Source organism: Myroides sp. C4067, from assembly GCF_038039665.1.
Lineage (GTDB): Bacteria > Bacteroidota > Bacteroidia > Flavobacteriales > Flavobacteriaceae > Flavobacterium > Flavobacterium odoratimimum.
On sequence record NZ_JBBPHJ010000014.1, the window covers coordinates 72,679 to 97,817 of the forward strand.

Sequence of the window (25,139 nt, forward strand, 5' to 3'; positions counted from 1 at the left end):
AGTAATAACTTTGCTCGAACCAATTAGCTTAGCTTCCTTAATTTAGTCCAGAATCTGTCAGTAAACCTATCAGCAAAAAGTAAGTATACACAATAGGTATGAATTAGTGATAAAAACATATTAGAGTATTGTCTATGAACTAATGCAGAAGTGATTATATAGAATCTCCTTGTAGAATAAGCTACTGTAGAATCTAGATTAGTCTTTCCACCAATGATTTTTTGACAAGAAATACGTTATTATGGATAGAAAATAAGCAGTGTAAATACAGCAAATAATACTAAGTGCATAATACCCATGATAGGAGTAGTACGTTTGCCTAAGAAAGTCATTAAACTTAATAATAGGGTGATCACGAATAGAATAGTCTCTGTACTAGTCATTCCAAACAATACTGTTTTGCCCGTAATTAATCCAATGATTAGTACAGAAGGCACAGTTAATCCTACTGTAGAAACGAATGCACCATGGCACAGGTTGATAGCGCGTTGAAACTCATTGTTTAATGCTGCTTTTACAGCAGTCATTGACTCTGGGGTGAACACGATGATAGCAACTAACACACCTCCTAATAGAGTAGGGAGGTTAGCGGCTTTAATCCCGTAGTCTACTACCACAGCCATATTATGAGAAAGAAGCACGATAGGTAATATCATCCCGATTAGGATAATAGAACGTATCCATATTTCACCTTTATTTCCTGTAGAAGTTTGGTGCTCATCTGTAGACTGAATATCTGCAATGCCTCTATCTTTATATGGAATTTCCATTGACCCTTTTTGAGGTTGTACATAGAGATGTCTATATCCTTTCATCTGAAAGAATAAGAATACAGCATAGAGAATAATAATAAATACAGCCAAGACAATAGCCTGTGTATCACTAAACATCCCTCCACCAGCACCTTGAATGAAGTTAGGTAACATTAACCCGATACCTCCTAACATGATGATCATTGCTAGATAAGACATTGTTCCCTGTGCATTATACTCTTGCTCACCATACTTTAGCCCACCTAATAGAATACACAGTCCTATTACTAGATTCATAATGATCATCATTACAGAGAAGATCGAATCCTTTCCAATAGTTGGGTTTTCTCCAGGGCCTAACATTACGGCAGAAATTAAAATTACCTCTATTGATACAATCGAAAGAGTAAGAATCAATGTTCCGAAAGGCTCACCTAATTTATGAGCGAGTTCATCCGCTTCTTTTACAACACCAAAAGCTGCACCTACTATCGTAAACAGTAAGATCAAGAAAATACTAGTAGCTAATAGGGGGGATAGGCTATCTCCAGTAATAGAACTTCCGAATAACATAAATAAGATGACAATCAACCATACTACAGCTAATCTAATTCTTGTTTTCGTTGGAAAAATACTCGCTAAGGATAACCCTTTGTTTACATTGTCTTGTGTCATAATCAATCTCGTTTTTTAACAGGTCAAAATTATCATCTCTATAAATTTAATAATTTATCATTTGATAAAAAAAAGTAGTTGATATGTTAAACCCAGATTCCACATTAGCCAAATACTACAAAGCAATTCTACTTCACATCTCTTTCATTAGTTCTAAAACCATACTGTAGTATGCTTTACTCACTAATTCAGAGCTATTTTGTATAATTACTTTTCGTCTATATGTCTATCTCGGAATTTGGGTTAAAAGTGAAATGCTTTTAGAGTGTAAGGGTACTTCTTTTTTTGCTATGATGATATAGGTGTGGCTTCTTATAAAGCTTGTATGCTATATTAGTTAGTATCTATCAAATTTTGAAAATACTTTACTACTCATTGCAGATGAATGTTTGTTTACTAAAGGGTAAGTTCATAATCAGTCCGTTATTTTGTGCAAAAAAACGGACTCACTACGGACTCATAACGGACTCACTACGGACTCAAACCGATTCGTTAAAGTAATTTATTGAAAGAAATGGTTATAGTAAATAGGCTAGAAGAAGATAAATAATTTATATAAAACGATCTTACTATCTGTGAAATAGATCGAATTATAAAGTAGTTACGAGAAGGTAGCTACTTTATAATTTCTATGCTTAGTACACATTATAAAAGGTAAATGGTGTTAACTACGATACTAGTAGTTAAAATAAGGTAGTACTTCCTTAGCCAATTCATCAAGAGTTTCTCCTATATCTCGTTTTCCAAACTGTATACCTATAGCAGCATGATTTACACCTATTTCTTGCCATTTATGTAAAAGCTCTATAAGTCCTAATCTACCTGTTTTGAGAACAAAACCTCCTCTTAATGGAGTTCTAGGATAGTGAGGATCTTCATCTAGCTCTATCCATTCATTTGTCATATGCGGTTTAAATTTTCCAATGGGAATTAAATCTCTAAAAGCTTTTATTTTTTGTTCTAGATGTAAGGTATCTTCATTCGTGGTAGTAGGCCCTGGATAAGTAATCCAACCATCAGCATGAGTAGCAATCCAATCTAATGACTGTTGACTAGCACCTGTTACTAATGTAGGAATATGCTTATGCAGAGGTTTAGGGACTAAGTCTAGGTTTTGCATTTGTGTAATACTAGAGTTTATTTTAGGAGAGTCTGTAGTATGTAAGGTTTGCATATCCTGAAGAACTTCTCGGAATAATTCTCCCCTTCTTTCAAAAGATTTATTAAAAGCAGGAAACTCAGCATAGCGATCGCCAGATCCAACACCTAGCAATAAGCGACCATTAGAAAGCTGATCTATAGATGCTGTCGTCTTTGCCAATGAAATAGGGTGGTGTAAGGGCAATACTATACTCGCTGTACCAAGGGCAATATTTGTAGTCTGACCTGCTATATATGCTAGATAAGAAAGAGGATCATATACTTGTCCTACATCTCTAAAACTGGGATCATACACAGGTATGTCTCTAACCCATAAAGCTGCGAAACCGCTAGTGTCTATCTGCTGTATATACTTTAGGTGTTGATTAAAAATATTGATATTATTATCATATACCTGTAAAGGTAAAAATATACCCAAGGATAGTTTTCCTGGTGTGAAGACCTTATTGAAAGTCTTGTGTTTTTTAAAAATGCTATTCATTGTTATAGGTATTTAGATATCTAGAATTATAGATATGTTGTAATATAATACTTTAATGATTGAATTGTATAGTATTGTTATAGAGTGTTTTGAATATAATTGGCTAACTCAGCAATTTTATCTTCATTGCGTTTATAGTAAGTCCATTGTCCATTTCTAGTAGAAGTAAGTAGTCCAATATTTACCATATTCGTTAAATAAGCTGAGGTGGTAGATTGAGAAAGACCTGCTTTTTTTTGGATAACACTCATGCATACCCCAAACTCGTGTACTTCAGGTTCGATGTCTTCTAGTTCAAAGAAATCGTGTGGAGTCTTAAGCCATTTTAGGATTTGTACTCTGTGTTCGTTTGATAAAGCTTTAAATAGTTCAGTCATTTCTATATATCGGGAATTTACGATACAAAGGAAATGAAAATATTTGAATTAATAAAGTATTTGTTTGCACTATATCTTAATGAATTGATTTGTATTGTGATAAATAGGATTATTTTTGTACAAAATGAGATGTAATGACCACCAAACTATTTACTTTCTTTCTATTTCTATTTCTATTTCTATTTATAGTTGCTTGTACAGACACTAAGCATTTAGATAATCAGCAATACGACATTTTAATCAATGAGTACTATAAGACAGGTACTGTTGAGGTAGACGATATTGGAAATATTGCAGAGCGCAAGGTGATTGGAAATATTCTTAAGGGATTATCCCATTTAGAGGTAACTGATAGTATTAATGATATTACTACTTCACTTTTTTTAGAAAGTGTATCTATGGTAGAAAAGTCTTCTAATGTAGCATTGAAGGAATGGGTGTATAGTGAGGTTGGGTTCTATTATTATTCTTATAACTATTATTACGAAGCTTCTCCTTATTTTATCAAGATTGCTAAAACTTTAGAGAATAAAAGTGTTGTATTAGATGTACAAGCAAAAAATATTTTGTTGCGTACAGCTTATTTCTTTGAGACTATGAATATGAATGAGAGCGCTCTCATTTATTATAGAAAAGCTTTGGAAGAAGGGGAAAAGGAGCAGCTAAATAACAGTGCTGTTTTATGGGGCTTAGGAACAGTATATTCTAAAGTAGATAGTCTAGATCAATCCATGCATTACTATGAATTGGCAAAAGAAACATCCTTATCGTATAAGGACACCCTTAGATACGCTAAAAGTTTAGGAGGTATAGCGTCAGTTTATCAAAAACAAGGAGACATAGAGAAAGCAGAGTTATACCTGAAAAAGGATATAGGAATTAGTCAACAATTAGGTGAAGAGAGGAATCTAATGTATAGTCAGATACAATTGGGGAAACTATACATGGATCGCAAGCAATATGATCTTGCAGAAGAAGTTTTAAAAAACTCTTATGAGATTACTAAAACTAAAAGCTACTTAGCAGGCTTTGAAAGAGAAATTATATCTTATTTACTCGATATCGCTAAGGCTCGTAGGATAGACACAGAAGAGCTCTTTTATAGAAGGGAGTTAGATCAAATAGACAGTGTGATAGAAGCTAGGGAAGGAGAAGAGGTCATTAATAAAATTAATTGGAATACTAATCTTGAGAGAGTAAACTGGGAGCTAGAGGCGGAAAAAAGCTTCTCAGAAAGAGTGAGATATCAACGACTACTCTTGCTGAGTACCACTGTTCTTCTGACGCTTATCTTGTGTATGGTGTACTTCTTTTCTAAACGAATTCTAAAGCTTCAAAAATATGCTTATGAAGGGAAGCTATTGGATTTTCAGTTATCTAAAATAAATTCAGAGAATAAGTTAAAAGAGACGAAAGCATCATTAGCATCTTATCAAGTATATCTAAGTGAAAAAACCGCACAAATAGCAAAATTAGAACATGAGTTAAATAAGGCTTCTCACTCTTCTAAGGAGATCTTCAAGGAAAAGCGTCCTGCTATAGAAGAATTACTTCGTTCTCATCTGATGACAGAGGAGAATTGGGTTTTATTTAAAGAAACCTTTAGAGAAGAACAAGCAGTCTATTTTAATGAAATTATTACTCAGTTTCCTGACTTGACCGAGTCTAATCTACGTATTGTGTTGTTGCAAAAAATGGAATTGACTAATCAAGAAACTGCAAATATTCTAGGTGTAACTATTGATGCAGTTAAAAAAGCAAAACAGCGATTAAAGAAAAAATATGAAGATGATTACTCTGCTTTATTTAGTAAAGAGTAGTCTAACCGAAGTAAATAAAATACAATTTTTAAAAGCATTACCTGTATAGGTAATGCTTTTTTTGTATGTGTTAAAGGCTTCATTTTAAGGATGGTTGTTTTTTGTCCACCCTATTGTCCACCCCCTTTAAACACTAGAATTTACCTACTTATAATACTTTTACCTACTGAAGCTAATTTTTGAATTTCGCCACACTCAATGAATAGCATATTGTAGAGATTTTAATTTCTCTAGTCGCCTTAATAAATTGTATTTGTCTTCAATTTGTTATTGTTAAGTGTGGTTGGAATATCGTATAATTCTAACACACCACATTATGAAGAAATTTCTACTCTTATTCTTTCTAATTTTTAGCCCGATGCTCTTCGCGCAGACGAGTACTGAAGCTTTTGAAACAGAATCACCTGGTTCCAGTAGTTTTACTGATAATGGGGTCACCTTTAATATTATTTCACATACTAGTACTTTTAATATAGTTAACTATCCATGGACAGGCTGGAGTGGAACAGTTAATGATAATAAGAGAATAGATAAACCAATTAGCCATGTAAGCAATTATGATAATCCACTTGAATATCACAGTATATGGACACAAGAAAAGTATAAAGACATAAACTTAAAAGACTATTATATCGGTATTAAGTTAAGATATTCGTTTAGTCTATAATATAAGAGATTTATAAAAAATCTCTTATCTCATTTCACCTTATCCTCACAATTTAAAATATGAATAAACCAATTACCCCAGAAACACTAAAAGAAATTGCTTTTAATGTTACATTAGAACAATACAATGATATTATTGAGAAATTGCACCATAGCGCTAGTAAAGGTCAGAAATCATTACTGATAGATAATCTTTCTGATACTGTTCAGAGTCGATTAATAGAAGAAGGTTATAAAATAAAGCCTTATGTTAAATATCAATATGATTATCTTCTGCGTAAAAAGAGAAAAAAATACTACGTAATTAGTTTTTAGATACTACTAAATATTAAAGGTTAGCTTGTAAGAGCTAACCTTTGATATTTAATTAAACTATATTGAAAAACCGAAGTAAAGTAGGATTTACTCTTCTGATTTTTGTTGTTTTGCTTTTTGACGTAGAACATATAAGTAAAGGCTTTCGACTTTATCTCTAGCCCAAGGAGTTTTTCTTAAGAATTTTAAAGAAGAGTTAATACTTGGGTCATGAGTGAAGCATCTGATATTAATCTGATTGCCTAACTCCTCAAATCCGTTATAGTATTCTACTAATTCTTCTAGAATATCGACTAATTTCTTTCCGTGTAATGGGTCTTTTGATATTTGCATATATCGTGTATTTTAAACAAAGATTATTGATTCTATATTGATGTTATTAAGGAAGTTATTTTGTGTTTACTTATCAATAAACTCTTCTCCCCATTTTAAGAATGCTCGTAGAATAGGTTCTAGCATTTGTCCCTTATGTGTCAAGGTATAATTTACCGTAGGAGGAACAGTAGGAAGAGCATCTCTAGTGATGATATTTGTCTGTTGTAATTTTTTTAGTTCCTTGACTAACATTCGTGTATTAATATTGGGGATTTCTCTTTCTAATTCACTAAATCGTTTAGTTCCATCAAAGAGTGTAAATATGATAGGAATAGACCATTTTCCCCCGACTATTTCTAAAACATCGTGTAAGGTACATTTGTGTTCAACTTTTTCTATTTTATTTTTTGTCATAAGTGATTGGCTATGAGTAATACAGTAATTTATGGTATTACTATACAAAAGTGTTACTACTTGCAAAAGTAAAGTATTGAGCTTAGGTTTACAACTAAATTTTAAATCAAAAACATGAGATTCCGATCTATTTGTAAGATGTTGCTTATCTTAAGTAGTTTGTTTTACAGTGTTTCAATTGTTGCTCAACAACAAGATGAAGTGGTTAATAAAGACAGTGTAGTAGTTAATCCGCCTATTAATGTAGAGACATTAATAGGAAGTAGAGGAGTTACCTTTAATATGCTCCTTAACAAGAAGTTTCAGAGTTTACCTAAAGTAGGTTTCTTTAGTGTCGTAAATTATGTAGGAGAGTGGGGAGAGCCAGATGTAAAAGATAGGATGATTCAAGGACAGTTAACCTATACCGTAATGAAAGGATTAGATTTAACTGCTGGGTTTCACTATGATCCAGAGTTTGGAGTTAAACCTGCAGCTGGATTATTATATAGTTGGGTTAAAAAGGATTGGACTATTGTTCTTAATGGAAGAGTAGATATTATGTCAAAGCCTGCTTATGAAGGAATGGCTTTAGTAGAATATACTCCTAAGCTTAATGATACTTTTAAACTTTATACAAGAGCACAGGGATTATATGGATATGCAACAGAGTGGAAAGGACATTCTCGAAGTTATATCCAAGGGCGAGTAGGTCTGAGCTATAAAGAGTTTAGTTTTGGAGCTGCTGCTAATATAGATTTCTATGGTCCTTTAAAAGTGAATGAAAATAGTTTTGGAGGATTTGTAACAATGTTATTATTCTAACTTTTCCTGGTTAAAGTAAGATGTCTGCGTGATATCAGTTATTAGTCTTCTAGAAAATCCCAATTATTACAATTGGGATTTTTACTTTATTTATTATCCAATTTAAGAGAGTGTAAGTCATTAATACAGTCATTATTTCTATTTGTTCACATTTTGTAGCTTGTTTAATATTGTATTAAACAAGAAAATCAAAGATTATTATCAATAATCGCGATTAATATTTATAATTATTACAACTTCACTATTTTAATTTATAAACGCTGATATTTAGTTTGTTAGGTCTTATATTAAAAGTTTTCATTCAAATCAAAGAGAGATATTATTCAGCTATTATTTAAAAAATTATAAAAAAATGTTTGCACATTAAAATATAATCCTTTCATTTGTACAAGAATAAAAAATCAAAAAATGAGAATAAATAATTTAAATATGGTAATGTGTATGTGTAAATGCTTTTCAAAAGAGGAGTAGTCTATTCGTACGTTGTATTTAAATTAAATCAATATATAGAAGCTCCTTATTTAACGATAAGGGGCTTTTTTTATGCATTTATACTATGTTATCAAAACGATGTAAGTATGCCTTAAAAGCAATGGTGTGTCTAGCAAGAGTATATCAAAATGGGCACTTAACTATAGCTACTATAGCAGAAAAAGAAAATATACCGAAGAAGTTTCTAGAGCAAATATTACTAGAGCTTAAGAGAGTAAAGTTAGTAAATAGTAAAAAAGGACTAGCTGGAGGGTATTATTTAATTAAAGATCCTAAGGAGGTATCAGTAGCTGATTTGTATAGAATATTTGATGGGCCTATTGCATTGACACCATGTGTATCTATAAACTACTATGAACCATGTGATGACTGTGAAGATGAAGTAAGTTGTTATCTGAGAAAACAGTTTATGGAGATTAGAGATAAGACAAGAAAGAGCATGTCAGAAGCTACGCTTCAACGCTTTATAGACGGAGATTAAAAAAATTTACACTAAAAGACTACTAAAACGATAGAGATTATAGTTTATTGAAAAAAAGAATAATATGAGTTTAAAAAATCAATATGAAAAACTGCTTGAGGGTGGGTTAGAAGCCTTGTCCTTTAAAGAACAGATGAAGTATTTAAAAGAACATTTTGAATCAATAACGTTTTCAACAAGTTTCAGTTATGAAGACCAAGTTATCACCCATCTTTTAAAAGATGAAAAAGAGGTTTCTTTTTTTACACTAGATACAGGGAGACTCTTCGATCAGACTTACGATACATGGAGTCTCACTTTAGCAAAGTATAAAATTAATATTACAGCCTATTTTCCAGAGAGTAGTCTTATAGCAGAGTTTGTCAATAAGAATGGACCAGATAGTTTCTACAAATCTGTAGAGTTGAGAAAAGAGTGTTGTACTATTCGAAAGGTATTGCCTTTGCAAAAAGCCTTAAAGAATCAAGAAATATGGATTACAGGTTTAAGAGCAGAACATTCTCCTAATAGACAAAGCTTGACTCCTTTTGAATGGGATGAACACAACCAAATTATCAAGTTTCATCCTCTGCTATCTTGGTCTACAGAGGAAGTAACAACATTTATAGAGCAAAATCAGATTCCCTATAATCCACTACATAAACAAGGTTATATCAGTATTGGTTGCAGCCCATGTACAAGAGCGATAAGAGAAGGAGAAGATTTTAGGGCAGGTAGATGGTGGTGGGAAGATGCTTCAAAAAAAGAATGTGGATTACACTTAAAACAATAGAATAAATAGTATTAACAGACATGATAGAAAACAATTATTTAGAAACTTTAGAACAAGAGGCAATTTATATTTTGAGAGAAACAGCTGCTCAATTTGAGAAACCAGCCTTGTTGTTCTCTGGAGGAAAAGACTCTATTGTCTTGGTTCACCTGGCACTAAAAGCATTTAGACCAGGTAAATTTCCTTTTCCATTAGTCCATATTGATACAGGACATAATTTTCCTGAGGCTATTGCATTTAGGGATAAATTAGTCGATCAAATAGGAGAAAAACTAATAGTAGGAAGTGTAGAAGATAGTATTAGAAAGTACAAATTAAAGGAAACACAAGGTCGTTTTCCTTCTAGAAACTCACTACAAGCTTATACTTTATTAGATACCATTCAAGAACATGAGTTTGATGCATGTATAGGTGGGGCAAGAAGAGATGAAGAAAAAGCAAGGGCAAAAGAAAGAATATTCTCTCTAAGAGATGATTTTGGTCAATGGGATCCTAAGCTTCAAAGGCCTGAGCTTTGGGATATTGTCAATGGAAATATGCAGACAGGACATAATACTAGAGTATTTCCTATTAGTAATTGGACAGAGTTAGATATCTGGAATTACATTAAAGCAAATGATATTGAATTACCTGGATTGTACTTTGCTCATGAACGTGAATGTATTGAGTACAATGATAAGTTAATTGCTCTTTCTAGTTTTACTCCAGCTGTTGAAGGAGAAAAAGTAGTCAAATCATCTGTGCGTTATCGCACTGTAGGAGACATGACTTGTACAGCGGCAATAGCCTCTAATGCTATAACAGTAGACGATATTATAGAGGATATAAAAAACTCAAGAATAAGCGAGAGAGGACAAACTAGATTAGATGATTTGTTATCTGAATCAGCTATGGAAGATAGAAAGAAGAAAGGATATTTTTAATTGTAGTAAATAAAGTAAAATGGAAACATTAAAATTTATAACAGCAGGGAATGTAGATGATGGTAAAAGTACTTTAATTGGTAGATTACTGTATGATTCGAATAGTATCTCAACAGATCATTTAGGCATTTTAGCAAGTAAATCAGATATAGGAGAAGAAACGATTGACCTAGCTTTAATTACTGATGGATTAAGGGCAGAACGTGAACAAGGTATTACAATTGATGTAGCATATAAATACTTTTCTACAGTTAATAGAAAGTTTATTATAGCAGATTCTCCTGGACATCAGCAGTATACTAAAAATATGATTACTGCAGCATCTGTATCCGATTTGATTATCCTATTAATAGATATCAGAAAAGGAATTACAGAACAGACCAAACGTCATGCTTCAATCGCTTCTCTGATGGGAATTAAAAAAGTCGTTGTAGCAATCAATAAAATTGATTTAGTAGACTATAACGAAGGTATTTATGAGGAGATTAAGTCAGACTTTGAAGTATTAAGAAGTCAATTAACCTTTACAGAAGTTGTTTATATCCCTATTAGTGCTCTACAAGGAGATAATATTGTAAAGTCTTCATCACTAACTCCTTGGTATACGGGTAAAACCTTGTTAGAGGTCTTAGAGACCATTCATATAGAAAGCCAATTGAGAAATGAAGCTCGTTTTCAAGTACAATTTATTATTAGACCTCAGACGAAGGAGTATTTAGATTATAGAGGGTATGCAGGCTTAGTATTAAGTGGTCAATATAAAGTAGGAGATAGGGTAAGAATACTTCCAAGTAATATTTCTACAACTATCACAAAGTTAGAGAAGAATCTTAGAGATGTATCTAATGTTATAGCAGGTGATAATGTTGTAATGCATTTTGATGCAGATCTGGATATTAGCAGGGGAGATACAATTTATTTAGAAGAACAAAAAGCACCTTTAGCAACGAATAAGCTTACTTCTTGGATAAGTTGGTTAGATACAGAAGATCTGCAATTAGGTAAAACGTATATTTTACAACATCGTTTTCACAGTGTTCGAGTTAAAATCAAATCGATAGATAGAAAGTGGGATATCAATACTCTTGAGTTTAACACAGGTGAAGGGTTGAGCTTAAATGATATCGCACAAGTTAGCCTACAAACCAATCAAGCATTAAACTATGATCCTTTTGTAGAAAATTCTAAAACAGGGAATGCTATTCTAGTAGACGAGACCTCTTATAATACTGTTGGAGCTTTAATGTTCTTGTAAACTATCTTTTACAAGTATGAGGGACTACATATATAACAAGACAATAAAGAATAGAGTACCTAATAAAGAGCTATTTGAAACTTGGTTAGATCGATTCTATAATTGGTTGTTTACCAATTATAACTATGAATCGTTTGCTTGTTTTTTAGCTAAAGAAGACGCTTTATGTCTTGAACTAGAAGAGGTCTTACAAAGAGTTATTACTAAAGATAAAGCAGGTCTTAAAGCACAACTGTTTTTTAATCAAGTAGAAACGTTGTATAAATTATTAGAGTCTGATTTAGAGGGGTATATGAGTTATGATAAGTCTGTTCAGTCTAAATCAGAAATAATAGCTTTTAACTCAGGTTTTTTAGCGATGTATATCTATAGGGTCTCACAGGTATTTATTGATCTAGGGATAACTGTTTTGCCTCAGATAGCTAATCGATATGGATACCGTCTTACAGGAATAGATATTAGTCCATTTGCAAAAATAGGTAAGCAATTAATACTTATCAATGGTTTAGGAGTTGTGATAGGGAGTACAGTAATTATCGGAAATAATGTAAGAATACACCAAGGAGTAATCTTAGGAGAGCATAGACAGATATTAGATTTGTGTTTAAAGGAATCTATTGTGATTGAAGATAATGTTGTAATACGAGAAAGAGTCTCTATTACAGGAAATGCCATAACGATTGGTAAAGGATCAAGGATAGGACCAAATCTTCATATACCAAGCTCTATTGAAGCTAATTCCAATGTAGAACTAGATAATCAATATCGTATAAGAATAAATGAAACAATAATAAAGTAACCAAATTAAAAACCAAAGAGAATATAAAATGAAAGTAGAAAGTATTTTAGAAACAATTGGAAATACTCCAATTATAGGATTAAATAGATTCTTTCCAGGATCAAAACAAACTTGGATAAAGCTTGAAAAAACAAATCCAGGAGGAAGTATTAAAGATCGTATTGCCTTGGCAATGATAGAAGATGCTGAGAAGCAAGGTTTGTTAAAACCAGGAGGTGTCATTATAGAGCCAACATCAGGAAATACAGGGATAGGACTTGCTCTGGTAGGGGCTGTTAAGGGATATGATGTTATTTTAGTTATGCCCGAGTCAATGAGTGTAGAACGAAGAAAATTGATGGAGATATATGGAGCTAAATTTGAATTAACTCCACGAGAAAAAGGAATGAAAGGAGCTATTGAAAAAGCAGCAGAATTAGTTCAAGAAATTCCTAATGCATGGTCACCAAGACAATTTAATAACCCTGTGAACGTAGATATTCACAGTAGAACAACTGCATTAGAAATTATTCAAGATTTTCCTGAAGGATTAGATTATTTAGTGACAGGAGTCGGAACAGGAGGGCATATTACGGGGGTATCTAAAGTATTAAAAGAGAAATATCCCAATCTGAAAGTAATTGCAGTAGAACCTGATACTTCTGCTGTATTAAGTGGAGAACCTTCTGGATCACATACTATACAGGGGATTGGGGCAGGCTTTATTCCAGAAATATTAGATTTTAATTTAATAGATAAGGTAGTAAAGATTTCAAAAGAAGAAGCATTTGCAGTAGTAAAAGGAGTTGCTAAAAAAGAAGGTTTACTAGTAGGAATCTCTACAGGAGCATCATTGGCAGCTATTACAAAATTATTGCCTTCTATAGAAGATGGTGCTAAGATATTGACATTTAACTATGATAATGGAGAACGCTACTTATCAGTAGAGGATCTATTTTAATTCTTGATTGTGATGAATAGTGCAAAAGTTATACTAGCAGGTGCTGGTCCAGGAGATCCTGAGTTAATAAGTCTGAAGGCACTTCGGTATTTAAAAACGGCAGATATAATTCTGATAGATCGTTTAGTCTCGCCTGAGCTTATCGAATTGTATTTCAATAAGACGACAAAGGTTATTTACGTAGGTAAACAGTGTTCTAAAGGGATACATACACCACAGCAAGAGATTAATGAGTTAATGGTTTCGTATGCTAAATTAGGAATGACTGTACTTAGATTAAAGGGAGGAGACGTCTCTATATTTTCTAATATTCTTGATGAGTTGCGCGTATTAAAAGAAAATAGAATAAAATATGAGATTATCCCAGGCATTTCTGCAGCATTAGGTGCAGCAGCTTATAGTGCTATTCCTTTGACTAGTAGAGGATATAGTCGTGCAGTTCGTTTCTTGACTTTATTTGATACGTTTAGTATTGAACAAAATACTTGGAGAGATTGGGCAAAGACAGAGGATACACTAGTATTCTATATGAGTGGACAAAAGTTGAAGTATTTAGTACAAGCTTTGTTATCAAATGGGATAGCATCTGAGAAAGGAATTGCTATCATTCAACAAGCAAGTACTATCTATCAGAAGACAACTGTATATTCTTTTAGAGATATTATGGAAAAAGAGCTGATTGCCTTTGAGTATGTACCAACTTTATTTATCGTAGGTAAAGTAGTTGAATTACATGAGCAATTTGCTTGGAAAGAAGAAATAAAAGAAGGAGAATACTATTCTTATTTTGATAATCATATAAAAGAGTTTCAATATGCAATTTGATCAAAAAATAACAAGTTTACAGAAGCAGGTTGAAAACTATTCGCGAGAAGAACTAATCTGGTTTAATGGTTATCTCTCAGGTTTGTTAGCCCAAAATGAGATACAGCCAAGTAATCCAATTGCTGTTAATCAAAGTTTAAAAGTATCAGTGAAACCTCTTATTCTTTATGGAAGTGAAACAGGAAATAGTAAGAAAGTAGCACTAGAACTTCTAAAGCTGTGCAAACAGAATAAGTTACAAGCTAAGAGTTTAGACTTAGCTACATATAAAGTTGAAGACTTGAGTAAAGAAGATTTTATCATTCTTATTTGTAGCACACAAGGTGAAGGAGAACCCCCTCTTTCTGCTCAGAAATTCTTTGACTCTTTATCTAAAGTAAAACTTGAATTGAGTAACGTAAGGTATTGTTTATTAGCATTAGGAGATTCTTCCTATCCTCTTTTCTGTAAAGCAGGAGAAGATCTAGATAAATTATTACTTCAACAAGGAGCACAATCTACTTTACCTATAAAAAAGTTAGATGTAGATTATAAAAAACATACCGCTACGTGGTTTAAAACAGTCTTAGATACTATAGAGAAATCTAGAGGGAGTATTGTAGAAGAAGGAAATCATAAAGACATTAATGTACAGATTACAGTAGAAAAACTTAATGTAAAAAAGGAGTATCAAGGGGTAGTTAGTCACAGTGTATTATTGAACGATAGAGAGTCTAATAAACAAACCTATCACCTCGAAATTCGCAGTGATATAACTATAGACTATCAGCCAGGAGATGCCATAGGGGTTTACCCTCCCAATAAGCTAGGTACAATGATAAGTATAGCTAAGTTATTGGGTGAAGAGAGTAGATATGAAGAGTTAGAGGGATTGAGCATTACAGGGCTTACAAAAGGTGTAATAAATAAATTATCAACTTATTTAGGAGTAGATATTATTGAAGCTAAGATTGACTTATTGGATCTTTTAGAAACCTATAGTAATAGAAAACCAATAGAACTAGATGGGATAAAAGCGATTCTACAGCCAATTGCACCAAGGCTTTATTCTATTTCGTCTTCTAATTTAGCTCATGAGGATGAAGTACATTTAACTGTTGCCTTAGATCAGTTCTTGGTAGGAGAAGAAAAGAAACAAGGATTGTGTTCTTCTTATTTTTCTGAATTAGAGGTTGGACAGGAACTCTCATTCTATATTCATAGGAATAGTGAGTTTTATTTACCTGATTCTGATAAGGATATTATTATGATAGGACCAGGAACAGGTATTGCACCATTCAGAGGTTTTATTGAACATAGAGATACAAGTGGAGCAGAAGGACGCAATTGGTTATTCTTTGGAGAACAACACTTCATATGTGATTTTTATTATCAGACAGAAATACAACAATGGTTAGAAAGCGGTGTTTTAACAAACCTAGATACTGCATTCTCTAGAGATCAAAAGCATAAAATATATGTTCAGGATAGGCTAAGAGAAAGAGCTAGTGAAGTGTGGGACTGGATAGAATCAGGTGCTATAATTTATGTTTGTGGACAGAAGTCTCCTATGAGTGAAGATGTTGAACGTGTACTTGTTGAAATCATTATGGAGGAAAAAAACACTTCTTTTAAAGCAGCTGAAGAGTATTTAGAAGAAATGTTTTTAAGTGGACAATATAAAAAAGATGTGTATTAAAAAAAGACGAAATGAATCAAGATAAACTATCTCCTATAGAAGGGATAAAAGAAAAAAGCGACGGCTTACGAGGTACGTTAGCACAGAGCTTAAAAGATAATTATACAGGAAATGTAAGGCCTGATGATGAAGCCTTAATTAAGTTTCATGGGATGTATGTCCAAGACGATAGGGATAGACGACAAGAGAGAGCTGAAAAGAAACTAGATAAGCTGTATTCTTTCATGATTAGACTTCGCATACCAGGAGGAGTAATCTCTGCGAAGCAATGGCAGGCTATACATGAAATATCAGAACTATATGGTACAGGTGTATTAAAGATAACAACTAGACAAACTATACAGTTACATGGATTATTAAAGCACCAATTAAGTGATACAATACAAGGTTTTCTTCTTGCTAAACTAGATGCTATTGCTGCATGTGGTGATGTCAATAGAAATGTAATTTGTAGTTCTCATCCACAAGTTTCACCTGTTTTTGAGCAAATTCACAACTATGCAGATAAGATATCTAAAATGCTTTTACCTAAGACACAGTCTTATTATGAAGTATGGATAGATAACGAAAAGGTTTATGATCGATCTATTGAAGCTGATCCTTTATATCAGGACAAGTACCTTCCAAGGAAATTTAAAATAGCCATTGCAATTCCACCAACGAATGATGTAGATGTTTTTGCTAATGATATTGGGCTTATTGCTATCGTAGAAGAAGATAAACTGATCGGATTTAACATTGCTATAGGAGGTGGATTATCTACAACACATGGCAATGAGCAAACCTATTCAAGACTTGCTACTGTTATAGGCTTTTCTGACAATGAAGAAGATACGATGAAGTTGATTTATGAAGTATTGACTATACAACGAGATTATGGAAATCGTTCAGACAGAAAGCTTGCTCGTCTAAAATATACTCTTGACAGATTAGGAGTAGAGAGCTTTGTCAAGGAACTAGAACATAGAGCAGGAGTAAAGCTTCAACCAGCTAGAGCGTATGAATTTACAGAGCGTAATGATAGATACGGATGGCAGCAAGCTCATGATGGTAAATGGTATTATACTTTATTTGTCGAGAATGGTGTAGTACAAACTTATCAAAAGGAGTTCTTGTACAATTTATCTAAACTAGCCGTATCTGATTTTAAATTTACTTGTAATCAGAATTTAATACTTGGAGAAATTGAAGAAGAAGACAAATGGTTAGTAGAGAAGTTATTGGTGGAACACGCAATAGAATTGAGAAATTCAAAACTAAGAGAGAGTTCTATGTCATGTGTGGCATTGCCAACTTGTCCATTAGCTTTAGCTGAGGCACAGCGTTATTTACCTGAGTTAATCTCTAAAGTAGAACCATTACTAGCTAAACATAATCTAGGTGAAGAAGAGATTAGCATTCGAATGACAGGATGTCCCAATGGTTGTGGTCGTTCATATTTAGCAGAAATAGGCTTTGTAGGTACTGGTCCACAAGAGTATAATCTTATGCTAGGAGGAGACCGATATGGAACTCGATTAAATCAACTATATAAAAAAAAGATAAAAGAAGAAGAGATCTTATCGCATTTAGATAATTTATTCGGCCAATACAAAGAAGAAGCTTTAGCTAAAGAAACTTTTGGAGACTTTACCTATAGAAAATTCTTTGCTTAAAAAATAAACTAAAACTACCACCACAAAACAATTATTCAATGAAAGTCTGTTGCATTTTTATTACTTCTTTCCTGTTCTAAGGAACTATAAGAACTACTTTATCTCAGAGTAGTTTAATCACTATTAAACATTGTAAAACAAATTGTAGATCAATCTGCCAGATTGGTCCTGAGGGACTTATATCTCTTTTTATTCTTTAAGTATATGATTTTATAGTTAAAGGGTTGTAATATAATAGATTATGAAAAACACATTATTCCCAATATTTCTAAAAACGACTCATTCCAATTTTTTAATTGTAGGAGGAGGTAATGTTGGTTTAGAGAAAACAAAAACATTGCTAAAACAAAATGAACTAACTCATATTACGGTTGTTTCTATTGATTTTAAACCTGAATTCTTTGAATTAAAAACCACCCATGCTAATCTAATATTGAAGCATAGAAGCTTTCTAATAGAAGATTTGTATCAAATGGACTTAGTAGTAATAGCGACAAATAATACTGTCTTAAATCAAGAAATAAAAGCTTTAGCCAATAGTAAGGGATTATTGGTCAATGCGGCTGATCAGCCAGACTTATGTGATTTTTATCTTGGGTCTATCGTAACCAAAGGACAACTGAAAATAGCAATATCTACTAATGGTCAATCACCGGTATTGGCTCGTAGAATGAGAGAGTATTTAGAAGAAGAAGTTCCTGATAATGTAAGCGATAGTATAGAGCATTTAAATCAGTATAGAGCACGTCACAAAGGAAATCTAAGAGAAAAGCTCAATAGTTTAAATCGAGTAACATCCGTTATGACCAATCGTAATTATGAGAGAAAACAACTTTTTTCTAAAATCTTTAGACTCACTACTCTTGTGTTAGTTTTTGTATTGGGATATGCTTTATCTAATGTTATTACGTTTCATGATATTCAAGCTGGCTTAGCGAGTATGCCTTCAGAGTTTTACTATGTTTTCATTATTGGATTTTTAGCACAGATAGTTGATGGTGCATTAGGATTGGGATATGGAATGACTTCAGCCTCAGCTATGATGGCTATGGGGCTAAGTCTTCCCACTATATCAGGGAGTATTCATACTGCAGAGATGTTTTCTAGTGCAGTATCTGGATATACGCACTACAAGTTTAAAAATGTAAATAAGAAACTACTGCTCTGGCTGAGTATTCCTGGAGTAGTAGGGGCTATTTTAGGGTCGTTGTTTGTGATCTATATTGGTAGTGAGTATGAGTATATCGCTTATCCATTTGTAGCATTATACTTAATGATTATTGCTATTAGGTTAATTAGTTTAGCGTTAAGAAACTCAGTAATCAGAAAGAAAGTCAAATACGTTGGTTTTCTAGGCTTTTCAGGAGGTTTCTTTGATGCTTTTGGAGGAGGAGGCTGGGGGCCTATAGTTACTTCTACGCTTCTAACTAAAGGAAGACCTACTAGATATGTCGTAGGGACAGTATCCTTAGCGGAGTTCTTTGTAACTTTTGCTGCTTCTATGGTTTTCTTTTCGAAGTTGGGATTCGGTTATTGGTATATCTTCTTAGGCTTAGCTTTAGGAGGGGTATTTGCAGCTCCTTTAGCAGCAAGGCTAGCTGGTAGAATGCCTAAACGCATCTCTTATATCTGTGTAGGATTATTGGTTTTTGTAGCTAGTTTAAGAATAGTCATTAAGTTTATATAGGATGAGTAAGAAAGAACAATAGACTTGTCGGTTTTATACAATTTTACTTGTAACTCCTAGTCTAGTTTTGCACTAGAATATTTAATAATAAAACCATGCAAGACATTCAAAAAGTAGTTAGAACTACTCCAACAACGTTATCAAGACCAGTAGGGAATTATTCACATATCACTATTGTACCTAAAAATGCAACTATTTATACTTTCTCTGGACAGATAGGTACTGACGGTAATGGTGTGATACCAATTGACTTTAATCAACAAGTAGACAATACGTTTAGCAATATTACTGCCTTGTTAGAAAGCCAAAACCTAACAGAGGTTGATATTATCAAAGTTAATATTTGGTCAACTAAAGAGATTGATTGGGATTATTTTGATAGTGTATGGAAGGAGTTCTTTAAAAGTGGAAATCCTTCTATGACTGTAGCTTATATCTCAGCTTTAGGGCTTCCAGAGATTGATTTAGAGATCGAGATTTGGGCAGCTAAGGTCTAATCTATTAGAAGAAATAGATAAAGTACTTAGAATAATCCATCTCTTTCTTTTGAATGTCCATTTTTCATTTGACCATAAAATGAGTCCTTTACAAAAAATAAAATTTATGAGTCAATTAGATGCAAAGCAATTCCCTATAGTAAAAGTAATTATTCAATCTGTCAATGAAGGACATGATCAAGATCAGTATTTTAATGACTACGAAGCATTACTAAAAACAGGTAAAAAATTTGTTATGATTAATGAGGTGAGTGCACCTGATGTAAAGGATACTAAGAGTAACAAGGATCACATGAAGAAGATGAACCTGTGGATGAAAAAGAATAGAGAGCAACTACGCAATAATGTATTAGCCATGATACAAGTAGAACCTAATGAAGAAAAACGCCAAGTAGCAATAGACTTTAAAGAGATTTTCTTTAAGTATTGGGGGCATGAACTTTTTGTAGTCTCTACTGCAGAAGAGGCATTAGTATTAGCAAATGAAAAATTACTAATAGTAAATAAGTAACCATTAGATTTAATATCTAATAAGTCACTTGAGGTTGTTTTTATAGTCCATAAAAAATCCTACAGACAATAGCGTTTGTAGGATTTTTTGGTTTATAAAAGTGACAATAACCTTTAAAAGGTTATTTAAAACTAGTTTCAAAAGTACTTTTAAAAACTTGAATTTCTTTCTTCGTAGTTACAGAAATAAGCTTGTATAAGTCCTCAGGTATAAATTTATTTTTCTCTATAATATCTTTGATAATGTACTCTTCATTGGTTTCTATATCGACTACTTTGTCTTTAACTTTCATGTGTTCTCTTTTAGTTTGAAAGCAAAATTAAGAAGAAAAGAAGAGTATTGCTCTTCTTTTTTTAGCTAAATAGACAATAAAAATCACCTTTAAAAGAAAGAAAACGACTATAAACTAGTGTTCTAAATTTAAAAGAAATAATTTACTTTTTAGTATTCAATAAAGGGATAATGGCTAGCTTGTTAATTAAACAAGTTAGCCCTTTTTTTGTTATCCTATACCTTATGTACTTCTGATTGGATCTGATTGCAAATAGGTTCTTATTCTTTCTAGATTAAGTCTGTAGTGACTCCGTTAAATATGCTATTTTAACGGAGTCACTACAGACTCATAACGGAGTCACTACGGACTCATTCAAAACTAAAGCTGTCTCGATTTACTATAACTGTACAGTTTTTAAAAGACATTGGGATTAATAGGCTATATACTTTTAGTCATACAGTGTTGAGGGCCTTTAAGACCTTGATACGTTCTTCCAGAATCTTCATAGCCAGTCTTTATATATAGATTATAAGCGAGAGCGTTCTCATAGTTAACCCCAAAGACTATTTCATTTACAGTAGGATAATATTCTCTTACTAAGTCAGGTAATAGAAGCATAGTAACTTTAGCTATTCCTTTGCCCTGTTGATTAGGCATGATAGATAATGCGCGTAGTAAAATAGAATCTTTATTCTCTGTATATATCAAACGATCATCAGATAGGTCTAAAGAGAATAGGCCTACTGGGGTATCATCAGATAAGATACAATATTGAGTACGCATTGTATTCTCCATAATATCAGGATTAGTCAGCATATACTTTGGCACAAGAGCAAACGTAGCTTGTTGCTCGTCTAATTCATAAGAAGTTAGTTCATCAAAGTATTTAGGATCATAAGGTTGTATCGTTATCATATTCTTGTCAATTTAAGTCAAGCAATTTAGAATAATATTTTTGTTTTTTTATTGTTAGTTTAAGAGGAAAACGTTTTCTTTATGAGTATATAAGAATATAAATGAGAAAGTATTTATTTATAGTAGTCTGCTTTTTTTTGACTAATGCTATTTTTAGCCAAGAACAATTAATGGATAGTATTATATTAAAGAACTATTCAACTTTTAATATAGAAGCTGAGAAAGAGTCTTTTAAAGGACAAGGTTGGCATGCTTTAGTAACGGAAATGAGCAAAGCTAATTCTGTATTGATTGGGGAAACTCACTTTACAAATGAGGTACCTTATTTTGTCAATGCTGTAATTGATGCAGTTAAATTTGATATCTACTTTCAGGAGATAGATCCTTATTCAAATGGTATTATCGAAAATAAGATTAAGACATTATCTCAAAAGAAACTTGAGCAATTTATTAAGGAGTACAGTTCTACTTTTTCATTTTTAGAGAGAAAAAAGGACTTCTATCTCTATAAAAAAATTGTTGAAAAAGGGATAAGAACATATGGTTTAGAACAAGTTTATTTAGATGCTGATAGGTTGATTATCTCTTATTTAAAAGAGCAGACAAAGAATAAAGAGACTGCTAAAGTTCTTTCTCACATGTTAGATACATCAAATAAATTAGCTTTAGAAGAGGATACCTATCTATTTTCAGAAGATTTTATAGAAAAGAGTAATCTATTACTTAATACTAAACTATCTTCAAAGGAGCAAGAGCACCTAGAAGCAATAAAGTTAAGTAGAGAGATTTATTTAGGAGGTAAACATCACTTAAGAATACAAGTAATGAAGCATCAATTACTAGAAGCACTTCCACATTGGTCAAGTAAGAAAAACCTTTTTAAGTTTGGAGCAGTTCATACCCCTAAAGGAGAAAGTTTAATGGAGATATATGATATAGGTAATCTAGTATTTAATATAGAAGACGCTAACTTTAGAACATCTCTACACATAATACTGATAGGAAAGACTGCAGCTGAAACTATGGATGATCTTAAATTATACAGTTCTTTCTTAGGTGTTGTGACTACTAATGATTGGTATTGTTTTGATCTTAAGCCTTTGCAAAAAGCAATTTCTCAAGGCAAACTAAAAATAGGAGATCAGACTTTACTAAGAATTGTAAAAGGGAATGATTTTTTAATCTATATTCCTGAGTTGACGGAGAGTGAAAAATTCTTATAAATTACTTTGATATAAAAGAAGAAATTAAAGGTCTAAAAATATAGTATCTTTGATGTAATAATAAGATTCAGTTATGCACTATCGAGAGATCCTCCCAATATTGCCCTTACGAGATTACGTCCGTTATTTTTGGGTATTAGAGAACTCAAATGATAAGGCAGAAAAACAAACTTTTAAGATACTTCCTGATGGTATACCTACCTTAATCTATCAAGATAAGCCTAACTTATTTTTAGATCAATATCATCAAGTAGCTCCACAACTCTATGTCTATGGACAGTTTAGTCAGTTTACAGATCAGAGTGTAGAGGGGAGTTTTAGGATAATCGGAGCATATCTAGAACCTACAGCTTTAAAGGCGTTATTTAAATATGATGCTATTGAATTTAGTAATAAAAATATAGCCTTAGAAGACATTGTCCCTAATACGCTTTTAGAACAACTAGTACACACGGATACTATTGAGGAGAAAATAGGTTTATTATCTTCTTTTCTTCTAGAGCAGATTCAGTATAATAGATTTGAGAATAAAAAGATAGATTATATCTCTCTATTATTACAAAAGGGAAAGTCATTAAAAGAAATACAAGATGAAATAAATATTTCTGAGAGAACATTAGAACGGCTTGTAAAACAATATATAGGAATGTCTCCTAAGTTGTTTTCAAGAATTATGCGATTTCAGTCTAGCCTTGATTTGTTAAGAGAGAGTAAGTTTAAGAACTTAACGACACTTTCTTATCAGAGTGATTATTATGATCAATCTCATTATATAAGGGAGTTTAAAGAGTTTACAGGGGTTAGCCCAAAGGAATTTATAAAATCCTCTGATGAACAATTGATTAACTTCCCTCTATTTAAATCAGAGGAATAAACTTGTATTCGTCTAAGTATTAGATATGGAGGAGTATCTTATAATAATCCATTAAATTCTGTTTAATATCCATTTTATAATTGGTTAAAAATACAGTACTTTACTTTTACATAATTCCAATTTTTAAAACTACTTAGAGATATAAGTTGAAGTAATTTATAGTGAATATTCACAGTGTCATTTATAAGAATGGCACCTTATAACTGACCTATAAAGATGTATCTATCTTACTTCTAAAGTTAATTTCTGTTTTTCAAAAAAAGACTTTTTATATTATCTTTAGGGGAGTTCACTTGGAATAATTTATTTAAAAGAAAACATGATGAATAAAATAAAACTTAATGATGGAAATCTAATTCCGTCAATCGGATTTGGAACTTACAAAGCAACTAAAACAGAAGGGGTTTTAGCAGTAAAAAATGCTTTAGATAAAGGATATCGCTTACTAGATACAGCTGCTATATATCAGAATGAAGAAGAAGTAGGGCAAGGTATAAAAGAGAGTGGTGTTCCTAGAGAAGATATCTTTGTGACTACAAAAGTATGGAGAGAGAATATGGGATATGAAGAGACTAAAAAGGCACTTGATATTTCGTTAGAGAAACTAGGTCTTGATTATATCGATCTTTATTTAATTCACTGGCCAGCTAATTATAAAAACTTCGGTGATGATTGGAAAAAAGTGAATGCAGATACTTGGCGTGCTATGGAAGAATTACAAGCTGCAGGTAAAATAAAATCAATAGGAGTAAGTAACTTTTGGGAAGAGCACTTAGAGGCTTTATTAGAAACGGCTAAAGTTATCCCTGCTATTAATCAGTTAGAATTTCATCCAGGGTATTGGCAGCCAGAATTAAAAGCATATTGCGAAAAGAAAAATATTGTCATAGAAGCCTGGTCACCATTAGCTAGAGGTAAAGTGTTTAATAATGAGGTGTTAATCAGTATTGCAAAGAAACATAATAAGTCAATCTCTCAGGTATGTTTAAGATGGTGTTTACAACATAATACAATAGCAATACCGAAGTCTAATACTCTAGAAAGAATTATTGATAATATGAATATTTTTGATTTTGAGTTAAGTGATCAAGATATGGATCAAATAAATAATTTACCTAAAATGGGATTCAGTGGTGAAGTGCCTAATGAATGGCCTGACTATGTAGTTTAATATCAAAACGAATCAAGTATTTTAAACAAAGCCTATAAGCACAGAGTGTGTTTATAGGCTTTGTTTGTTCTACATGAAGGGGAAAGGAATAAATAAATTAAGTTTCATATATATAAGTTAAAAATATAAAATAGTAGAAACCTTAATTTTTAAATTAGTTTTATGAGAAGAAAATAGTTTTAATTTAAGAATTAAAAGGTATTGAATTTGATCCAATATAGTCATTTTTTGTCTGTAATGGATGCTGTTATTTAGAATATCTTTAAATAAATAATCTAAATAATTTACTGATTATTAATTATGTACGAATATTTCGGTGTTGTAGTTATCTTTATTTAGATTTATTAAATTGTTTTGTATTCTAAAATGAAATACTTTTGCCTCGAA

At 32.2% G+C, this 25,139-nt stretch carries 26 protein-coding genes; 19 read left to right on the top strand and 7 right to left on the bottom strand.

Annotated features, from left to right (window positions below; translation table 11 throughout):
• Positions 1 to 239 precede the first annotated feature (239 nt).
• The 3 genes from AABL87_RS11380 to AABL87_RS11390 all read right to left on the bottom strand — a co-directional run bounded on the left by AABL87_RS11380 (position 240) and on the right by AABL87_RS11390 (position 3,446).
• Positions 240 to 1,427, bottom strand: a complete 1,188-nt coding sequence (locus AABL87_RS11380; protein WP_006261286.1) for a calcium:proton antiporter — start codon at positions 1,425 to 1,427, stop codon at positions 240 to 242.
• A gap of 676 nt (positions 1,428 to 2,103) precedes the next feature.
• The gene (locus AABL87_RS11385) at positions 2,104 to 3,069 is read right to left on the bottom strand and encodes an LLM class oxidoreductase (protein WP_006261285.1); all 966 of its coding nucleotides are present in this window, start codon (positions 3,067 to 3,069) and stop codon (positions 2,104 to 2,106) included.
• A 77-nt stretch (positions 3,070 to 3,146) separates the two neighbouring features.
• Positions 3,147 to 3,446 carry an ArsR/SmtB family transcription factor gene (locus AABL87_RS11390; protein ID WP_006260167.1) on the bottom strand — a complete coding sequence of 100 codons (300 nt, stop codon included), beginning with the start codon at positions 3,444 to 3,446 and terminating at the stop codon, positions 3,147 to 3,149.
• Between the two features lie 134 nt (positions 3,447 to 3,580).
• Here AABL87_RS11390 and AABL87_RS11395 point away from each other — a divergent pair, with 134 nt between their 5' ends.
• From AABL87_RS11395 to AABL87_RS11405, 3 genes are all read left to right on the top strand, one after another.
• Positions 3,581 to 5,266, top strand: a complete 1,686-nt coding sequence (locus AABL87_RS11395) for a tetratricopeptide repeat protein (RefSeq protein ID WP_341277366.1) — start codon at positions 3,581 to 3,583, stop codon at positions 5,264 to 5,266.
• Between the two features lie 316 nt (positions 5,267 to 5,582).
• Positions 5,583 to 5,933 (top strand): hypothetical protein, encoded by a 351-nt coding sequence (locus AABL87_RS11400; RefSeq protein WP_230456736.1) that lies wholly within the window; start codon positions 5,583 to 5,585, stop codon positions 5,931 to 5,933.
• Positions 5,934 to 5,992: 59 nt separating this feature from the next.
• The gene (locus tag AABL87_RS11405) at positions 5,993 to 6,247 is read left to right on the top strand and encodes a hypothetical protein (RefSeq protein WP_006260392.1); all 255 of its coding nucleotides are present in this window, start codon (positions 5,993 to 5,995) and stop codon (positions 6,245 to 6,247) included.
• 87 nt (positions 6,248 to 6,334) lie between these two features.
• Here AABL87_RS11405 and AABL87_RS11410 read toward each other — a convergent pair whose 3' ends face one another.
• Together AABL87_RS11410 and AABL87_RS11415 are read right to left on the bottom strand one after the other, a co-directional pair.
• The gene (locus AABL87_RS11410; protein ID WP_006261282.1) at positions 6,335 to 6,580 is read right to left on the bottom strand and encodes a VF530 family protein; all 246 of its coding nucleotides are present in this window, start codon (positions 6,578 to 6,580) and stop codon (positions 6,335 to 6,337) included.
• Positions 6,581 to 6,646: 66 nt separating this feature from the next.
• Positions 6,647 to 6,976 (bottom strand): winged helix-turn-helix transcriptional regulator, encoded by a 330-nt coding sequence (locus AABL87_RS11415; protein ID WP_006260390.1) that lies wholly within the window; start codon positions 6,974 to 6,976, stop codon positions 6,647 to 6,649.
• A gap of 114 nt (positions 6,977 to 7,090) precedes the next feature.
• On the opposite strand from AABL87_RS11415, the gene AABL87_RS11420 reads away from it, so the two are divergent.
• The 13 genes from AABL87_RS11420 (at position 7,091) to AABL87_RS11480 (ending at position 20,295) form a co-directional block, all read left to right on the top strand.
• The gene (locus tag AABL87_RS11420; RefSeq protein WP_006261280.1) at positions 7,091 to 7,780 is read left to right on the top strand and encodes a hypothetical protein; all 690 of its coding nucleotides are present in this window, start codon (positions 7,091 to 7,093) and stop codon (positions 7,778 to 7,780) included.
• 556 nt (positions 7,781 to 8,336) lie between these two features.
• Positions 8,337 to 8,753 carry an RrF2 family transcriptional regulator gene (locus AABL87_RS11425; RefSeq protein ID WP_073144814.1) on the top strand — a complete coding sequence of 139 codons (417 nt, stop codon included), beginning with the start codon at positions 8,337 to 8,339 and terminating at the stop codon, positions 8,751 to 8,753.
• A gap of 64 nt (positions 8,754 to 8,817) precedes the next feature.
• Positions 8,818 to 9,525, top strand: coding sequence for a phosphoadenylyl-sulfate reductase (locus AABL87_RS11430; RefSeq protein WP_006263638.1), 708 nt, complete (start codon positions 8,818 to 8,820; stop codon positions 9,523 to 9,525).
• Positions 9,526 to 9,545: 20 nt separating this feature from the next.
• Positions 9,546 to 10,448, top strand: coding sequence for a sulfate adenylyltransferase subunit CysD (cysD, locus tag AABL87_RS11435; protein ID WP_006260386.1), 903 nt, complete (start codon positions 9,546 to 9,548; stop codon positions 10,446 to 10,448).
• 19 nt (positions 10,449 to 10,467) lie between these two features.
• Positions 10,468 to 11,703, top strand: coding sequence for a sulfate adenylyltransferase subunit 1 (locus AABL87_RS11440; RefSeq protein ID WP_341277367.1), 1,236 nt, complete (start codon positions 10,468 to 10,470; stop codon positions 11,701 to 11,703).
• Between the two features lie 16 nt (positions 11,704 to 11,719).
• Positions 11,720 to 12,502 carry a serine O-acetyltransferase gene (locus AABL87_RS11445; protein ID WP_341277368.1) on the top strand — a complete coding sequence of 261 codons (783 nt, stop codon included), beginning with the start codon at positions 11,720 to 11,722 and terminating at the stop codon, positions 12,500 to 12,502.
• A gap of 28 nt (positions 12,503 to 12,530) precedes the next feature.
• Positions 12,531 to 13,442: a cysteine synthase A gene (gene cysK / locus AABL87_RS11450; protein ID WP_341277369.1), complete on the top strand. Its 912-nt coding sequence runs from the start codon at positions 12,531 to 12,533 to the stop codon at positions 13,440 to 13,442.
• 12 nt (positions 13,443 to 13,454) lie between these two features.
• Complete coding sequence (cobA, locus tag AABL87_RS11455) at positions 13,455 to 14,267, top strand: uroporphyrinogen-III C-methyltransferase (RefSeq protein ID WP_341277370.1); 813 nt, start codon at positions 13,455 to 13,457, stop codon at positions 14,265 to 14,267.
• Entirely contained in the window at positions 14,257 to 15,945 is a 1,689-nt protein-coding gene (locus AABL87_RS11460) for a diflavin oxidoreductase (RefSeq protein ID WP_341277371.1), read from the top strand. Before cobA ends, AABL87_RS11460 begins: the two co-directional genes overlap by 11 nt.
• 11 nt (positions 15,946 to 15,956) lie before the next feature.
• Positions 15,957 to 17,600, top strand: coding sequence for an NADPH-dependent assimilatory sulfite reductase hemoprotein subunit (locus AABL87_RS11465; RefSeq protein WP_326368474.1), 1,644 nt, complete (start codon positions 15,957 to 15,959; stop codon positions 17,598 to 17,600).
• 241 nt (positions 17,601 to 17,841) lie between these two features.
• Positions 17,842 to 19,287, top strand: a complete 1,446-nt coding sequence (locus AABL87_RS11470) for a TSUP family transporter (protein WP_341277372.1) — start codon at positions 17,842 to 17,844, stop codon at positions 19,285 to 19,287.
• 95 nt (positions 19,288 to 19,382) lie between these two features.
• Complete coding sequence (locus tag AABL87_RS11475) at positions 19,383 to 19,784, top strand: RidA family protein (protein WP_341277373.1); 402 nt, start codon at positions 19,383 to 19,385, stop codon at positions 19,782 to 19,784.
• Between the two features lie 106 nt (positions 19,785 to 19,890).
• Complete coding sequence (locus AABL87_RS11480) at positions 19,891 to 20,295, top strand: hypothetical protein (protein WP_006260377.1); 405 nt, start codon at positions 19,891 to 19,893, stop codon at positions 20,293 to 20,295.
• Positions 20,296 to 20,416: 121 nt separating this feature from the next.
• On the opposite strand, the gene AABL87_RS11485 is transcribed toward AABL87_RS11480, so the two are convergent.
• Together AABL87_RS11485 and AABL87_RS11490 are read right to left on the bottom strand one after the other, a co-directional pair.
• Positions 20,417 to 20,587 (bottom strand): hypothetical protein, encoded by a 171-nt coding sequence (locus AABL87_RS11485; protein WP_006260376.1) that lies wholly within the window; start codon positions 20,585 to 20,587, stop codon positions 20,417 to 20,419.
• Positions 20,588 to 21,007: 420 nt separating this feature from the next.
• A complete protein-coding gene (locus AABL87_RS11490; protein WP_341277374.1) occupies positions 21,008 to 21,484 on the bottom strand; it encodes a GNAT family N-acetyltransferase in 477 nt (158 codons plus the stop codon).
• A 101-nt stretch (positions 21,485 to 21,585) separates the two neighbouring features.
• On the opposite strand from AABL87_RS11490, the gene AABL87_RS11495 reads away from it, so the two are divergent.
• From AABL87_RS11495 to AABL87_RS11505, 3 genes are all read left to right on the top strand, one after another.
• Positions 21,586 to 22,707, top strand: a complete 1,122-nt coding sequence (locus AABL87_RS11495; RefSeq protein WP_006263631.1) for a hypothetical protein — start codon at positions 21,586 to 21,588, stop codon at positions 22,705 to 22,707.
• A 73-nt stretch (positions 22,708 to 22,780) separates the two neighbouring features.
• Positions 22,781 to 23,581: a helix-turn-helix domain-containing protein gene (locus tag AABL87_RS11500; RefSeq protein WP_341277375.1), complete on the top strand. Its 801-nt coding sequence runs from the start codon at positions 22,781 to 22,783 to the stop codon at positions 23,579 to 23,581.
• Positions 23,582 to 23,903: 322 nt separating this feature from the next.
• Entirely contained in the window at positions 23,904 to 24,752 is an 849-nt protein-coding gene (locus tag AABL87_RS11505; protein WP_006263629.1) for an aldo/keto reductase, read from the top strand.
• Positions 24,753 to 25,139 lie beyond the last annotated feature (387 nt).

What these genes read in the sequence shown, in the direction of transcription:
- AABL87_RS11485 (WP_006260376.1), bottom strand. Translation starts at nt 20,587, where the DNA reads ATGAAAGTTAAAGACAAAGTAGTCGATATAGAAACCAATGAAGAGTAC.
- AABL87_RS11505 (WP_006263629.1), top strand. Translation starts at nt 23,904, where the DNA reads ATGAATAAAATAAAACTTAATGATGGAAATCTAATTCCGTCAATCGGA.
- AABL87_RS11410 (WP_006261282.1), bottom strand. Translation starts at nt 6,580, where the DNA reads ATGCAAATATCAAAAGACCCATTACACGGAAAGAAATTAGTCGATATT.
- cysD (WP_006260386.1), top strand. Translation starts at nt 9,546, where the DNA reads ATGATAGAAAACAATTATTTAGAAACTTTAGAACAAGAGGCAATTTAT.
- AABL87_RS11460 (WP_341277371.1), top strand. Translation starts at nt 14,257, where the DNA reads ATGCAATTTGATCAAAAAATAACAAGTTTACAGAAGCAGGTTGAAAAC.
- AABL87_RS11445 (WP_341277368.1), top strand. Translation starts at nt 11,720, where the DNA reads ATGAGGGACTACATATATAACAAGACAATAAAGAATAGAGTACCTAAT.
- AABL87_RS11470 (WP_341277372.1), top strand. Translation starts at nt 17,842, where the DNA reads ATGAAAAACACATTATTCCCAATATTTCTAAAAACGACTCATTCCAAT.
- AABL87_RS11380 (WP_006261286.1), bottom strand. Translation starts at nt 1,427, where the DNA reads ATGACACAAGACAATGTAAACAAAGGGTTATCCTTAGCGAGTATTTTT.
- AABL87_RS11425 (WP_073144814.1), top strand. Translation starts at nt 8,337, where the DNA reads ATGTTATCAAAACGATGTAAGTATGCCTTAAAAGCAATGGTGTGTCTA.
- AABL87_RS11420 (WP_006261280.1), top strand. Translation starts at nt 7,091, where the DNA reads ATGAGATTCCGATCTATTTGTAAGATGTTGCTTATCTTAAGTAGTTTG.
- cysK (WP_341277369.1), top strand. Translation starts at nt 12,531, where the DNA reads ATGAAAGTAGAAAGTATTTTAGAAACAATTGGAAATACTCCAATTATA.
- AABL87_RS11390 (WP_006260167.1), bottom strand. Translation starts at nt 3,446, where the DNA reads ATGACTGAACTATTTAAAGCTTTATCAAACGAACACAGAGTACAAATC.
- AABL87_RS11400 (WP_230456736.1), top strand. Translation starts at nt 5,583, where the DNA reads ATGAAGAAATTTCTACTCTTATTCTTTCTAATTTTTAGCCCGATGCTC.
- AABL87_RS11415 (WP_006260390.1), bottom strand. Translation starts at nt 6,976, where the DNA reads ATGACAAAAAATAAAATAGAAAAAGTTGAACACAAATGTACCTTACAC.
- AABL87_RS11475 (WP_341277373.1), top strand. Translation starts at nt 19,383, where the DNA reads ATGCAAGACATTCAAAAAGTAGTTAGAACTACTCCAACAACGTTATCA.
- AABL87_RS11430 (WP_006263638.1), top strand. Translation starts at nt 8,818, where the DNA reads ATGAGTTTAAAAAATCAATATGAAAAACTGCTTGAGGGTGGGTTAGAA.
- AABL87_RS11405 (WP_006260392.1), top strand. Translation starts at nt 5,993, where the DNA reads ATGAATAAACCAATTACCCCAGAAACACTAAAAGAAATTGCTTTTAAT.
- AABL87_RS11385 (WP_006261285.1), bottom strand. Translation starts at nt 3,069, where the DNA reads ATGAATAGCATTTTTAAAAAACACAAGACTTTCAATAAGGTCTTCACA.
- AABL87_RS11490 (WP_341277374.1), bottom strand. Translation starts at nt 21,484, where the DNA reads ATGATAACGATACAACCTTATGATCCTAAATACTTTGATGAACTAACT.
- AABL87_RS11500 (WP_341277375.1), top strand. Translation starts at nt 22,781, where the DNA reads ATGCACTATCGAGAGATCCTCCCAATATTGCCCTTACGAGATTACGTC.
- cobA (WP_341277370.1), top strand. Translation starts at nt 13,455, where the DNA reads ATGAATAGTGCAAAAGTTATACTAGCAGGTGCTGGTCCAGGAGATCCT.
- AABL87_RS11465 (WP_326368474.1), top strand. Translation starts at nt 15,957, where the DNA reads ATGAATCAAGATAAACTATCTCCTATAGAAGGGATAAAAGAAAAAAGC.
- AABL87_RS11480 (WP_006260377.1), top strand. Translation starts at nt 19,891, where the DNA reads ATGAGTCAATTAGATGCAAAGCAATTCCCTATAGTAAAAGTAATTATT.
- AABL87_RS11440 (WP_341277367.1), top strand. Translation starts at nt 10,468, where the DNA reads ATGGAAACATTAAAATTTATAACAGCAGGGAATGTAGATGATGGTAAA.
- AABL87_RS11495 (WP_006263631.1), top strand. Translation starts at nt 21,586, where the DNA reads ATGAGAAAGTATTTATTTATAGTAGTCTGCTTTTTTTTGACTAATGCT.
- AABL87_RS11395 (WP_341277366.1), top strand. Translation starts at nt 3,581, where the DNA reads ATGACCACCAAACTATTTACTTTCTTTCTATTTCTATTTCTATTTCTA.